This is a genomic window from Hydrocoleum sp. CS-953, assembly GCF_002260545.1.
GTDB lineage: Bacteria > Cyanobacteriota > Cyanobacteriia > Cyanobacteriales > Microcoleaceae > Trichodesmium.
The window spans coordinates 1-3,380 of the sequence record NZ_LGSU01000506.1 but is presented as its reverse complement, the minus strand read 5'-3'; the positions used below and the strand labels follow the sequence as shown (position 1 = coordinate 3,380).

Genomic DNA, 3,380 nt, shown 5'->3' with positions numbered 1-3,380 from the left:
CAAAATTCTAGGTTTTAGGGAACACTTAACTGGGAAATAAGGAATAGAAAATCAATTAAAGATAGGTGTACCTCATAAGCTTGAGAAACGCTATAATATCCCAATCTTAAGAATAACCTTTAAATAAAAATAGCATGTAATTTCAGTTTTTATATAGCAATCCTAAATAGGTTTTGACAAAGAAAAAAGTAGATAAAAAACTTAAAAGTCCTCCTTTTTCCCTAAAAGCGGGATAGTTTTTATACACAAATAAAATAGGATTGCTATAGTAAAATTAAATTTACCTCAATTAAAAAAGCTTTTATCTAAAACTCAAATAAATAGCTGTTTTTGCTAGGGCAAAGCTTTCCTATCGGAATGCTCCGCAAACGCACTTCGGCTATCGCCGACATGAATGCGGAGCATTCCCTATACGAAAAAACGCAGTTACGACCCAGGAAGCTAGCTGACTGCTGTTTGCGCAGAATTCCGTAGGAAATGTTTACCTGCTTTTAATAATAATAGGACTTACGCATGAGGTACGAAAAACAGGGGTTTGAGATTGCTATCCGTTCCGGACTGCTCCGCAAACCCTTCGGTCGCAATGACGAAAATACGTTGCAGTTGCGTAAGTCCTGAATAAAAAAAAAGAAATAATATTTCCTTATATTCAATCAAGAAAGGTTTTAATCAGAGGTAATTATCAATTATCTATTAATAATTATTAATTATTAATTATCCATTTTTCGCCTCAAAAATAAAAGCAGTTCATCTATAATATTTCCTGACCAATGTTCCTGGGGATAATGTGCAGCATCTGGCAATTTAACTAAAGTTCCATTCTCACAAATATTAGCTAAATTTTCCGCTTGACTAATATCTAACCAAGGGTCTTTTATTCCCCAAATAATTAATGTTGGTTGCTGCCATCCTTTAAAACCAGATTCAATTTCTGCCATTGATTTTTTTAAGTCTAATTTTTGCACAATTGCTAATATTGCTCTACCAGCAGCGGAACTTTTTAGATAGGGGCTACGATAAATTTCTAAATCTTCATCGGCAACTGTTAAACGACTTCCTTTTTCTAAAGTTCTATCTACAAATAGAGGGTCTTGAGTTAGCATATCTCCAACAAAAGGTATCCCTAATTGTTGAATTTGCCACGGTAATTTTGCAGTAGTAGAAAGAGGAGTATTTAAGATAATTAAACGTTCAATTTTTTCTGGATTTCGTAACGCATATTGTAAACCTAATGAACCTAAAAATCCTTGAACAACTAGATAAAAACGGTCAAGTTGTAGAGCATTAATTAATTCTGCTAAAGCATTAATAAAAGATTCTGGTGTGTAGGGAAAATCTCTTTTATCTAGTTTTGGAGATAAACCACAACCTATCCAGTCGGGAGCGATCGCCCAATAACCTGCTTGAGCTAATTCGGGCATAATTATTGTCCAACTATGGCTTTGAGAAGGTAAGCCATGTAATAGTAAAACTGGTAATTTATCTGTTTCGTTATCTGGTTGAGCTTCTCGATAAAACCATTCTAGGGAATTGACTGTTATATTTTTTTTCTCAATTGACACTTGTTTTCTGAATTTTTTGACTAATATACGAATTTTGGTGATTATATCATTTTATGGATAACAGGGGGCGGGGAATATAAATTTCCTGTTTACTTTTCCCTAATTCAATAATTTTTATTCTGTTTTTTTGAGACTTTCCTGAGTTTTTAATTCTTCGAGAAAATCTCTAATTTCACCAAATAACCATTCATTTTCTTCTGATTTGAGAAAGCCACCAAACTTATAGTTTTTTACACCTTTTTCTGCATCTACAAACAAAGAGCAGCTTTTGATTATTCTATATTCTTTATCATCTAGCTCATAAGAAATATCTCCATAATCAAGTTCAATTTTGTATATATCTGCTGTTTTTCCTCGATTTTTATGACTATATACCAAAAATTTCCAGTGAATAAAAAACTCATTTTTATCTATTTGGATTTGAGTTTTGCTAAATAAAGACAAAAAATCATCCGTGAAGAAATATAAAATTACAAGAAAAAAACTTACAATCAAAGACCTTGACATCAAGATAATAGATAGAACGAATATGATATAAGCAAATAAGGGAACGATATTGTCTTGAGAAGGTACAGAGGGAATATTAATAATTAAGCTAGTAGATGTTTTTTCCAACGTTACTCGACTTCCAACAGGTTTTGTATGAGAAGATTGTACTCCATAATAATCATCATAAACAATTTTTGACTTATTACTAAGTAGATTCAAAGCTTCTCTTGCCGACTTAAATCTATCTTCCCACATCGGTTCTAATANATATTGTCTTGAGAAGGTACAGAGGGAATATTAATAATTAAGCTAGTAGATGTTTTTTCCAACGTTACTCGACTTCCAACAGGTTTTGTATGAGAAGATTGTACTCCATAATAATCATCATAAACAATTTTTGACTTATTACTAAGTAGATTCAAAGCTTCTCTTGCCGACTTAAATCTATCTTCCCACATCGGTTCTAATATTACTTCTAACCAATTAGCAAATTTAGGTGAAATTTTTACACAAGAACGAACATCAATCTTCATTCTTTTTTGAGGTAGTTCATCTGGGAAACGATGAGTCAATAAATACAATAAAGTTCCGCCTAAACTATATAAATCTGAAGTACAATAAGCTTTTCCTCTTAACTGTTCCGGTGGCATATATCCAATAGTTCCTACAAAGGTTCCACTCAAAGACATTGTATTTCTATAAATATCTTTAACTGCTCCAAAATCAACCAAAAAAACTTTTCCATCAGGTTGTAAAATAATATTTTCTGGTTTAATATCCCGATGAATTATTGGTGGATTTAATTGATGTAAATAACTGAGAATTTCTAAGACTTGAATTGCCACTTGTTTAACCTGTAATTCTGTGGGATGCCAACCTTGTTCCACCCAAGTTGCTAAAGAGTTTCCCGACACTAATTCCCGAATTAAATAAAAGCGTCTATCTTGCTTTGTATCAATATAAAAATAATTCAAGTATTTGGGAATTTGAGGATGATTCAAATTAGCAATAACTCTAGCTTCCCTCTCAAAAAGTTCCAAAATTTTCCAGTTTTTTGCTTGTCGTAAAGAAACAACTTTAATTGCTACTCGCTGATAATTTTTCAGGTCTTCAGCTTCATAAGTAATTCCCATTCCACCTTTTCCTAAAGGGGTGACAATTCTATATCGTTGGGCAATAATATCATTAGGTTGATGTAGAGTCATGTTCTCTATCCTATAGAAAAATATTTATTCTATTTCACTCCTGATTAACTCAGGTTAATCCAAAATTTTCCAGATTTTTAGACATTTTTATGGGGTTTTAATTGTTTGACAAAATCTCTAATTT

Annotated in this window: 2 protein-coding genes; both read right to left on the bottom strand. The window is 32.1% G+C overall.

What is annotated here, in order from left to right:
• Positions 1 to 710: 710 nt before the first annotated feature.
• Positions 711 to 1,562: an alpha/beta fold hydrolase gene (locus AFK68_RS05245; protein ID WP_094671875.1), complete on the bottom strand. Its 852-nt coding sequence runs from the start codon at positions 1,560 to 1,562 to the stop codon at positions 711 to 713.
• 756 nt (positions 1,563 to 2,318) lie between these two features.
• Positions 2,319 to 3,184 (bottom strand): serine/threonine protein kinase (locus tag AFK68_RS05235; RefSeq protein WP_371357243.1); only part of this gene is annotated, 866 nt, incomplete at its 3' end.
• Between the last annotated feature and the right edge of the window lie 196 nt (positions 3,185 to 3,380).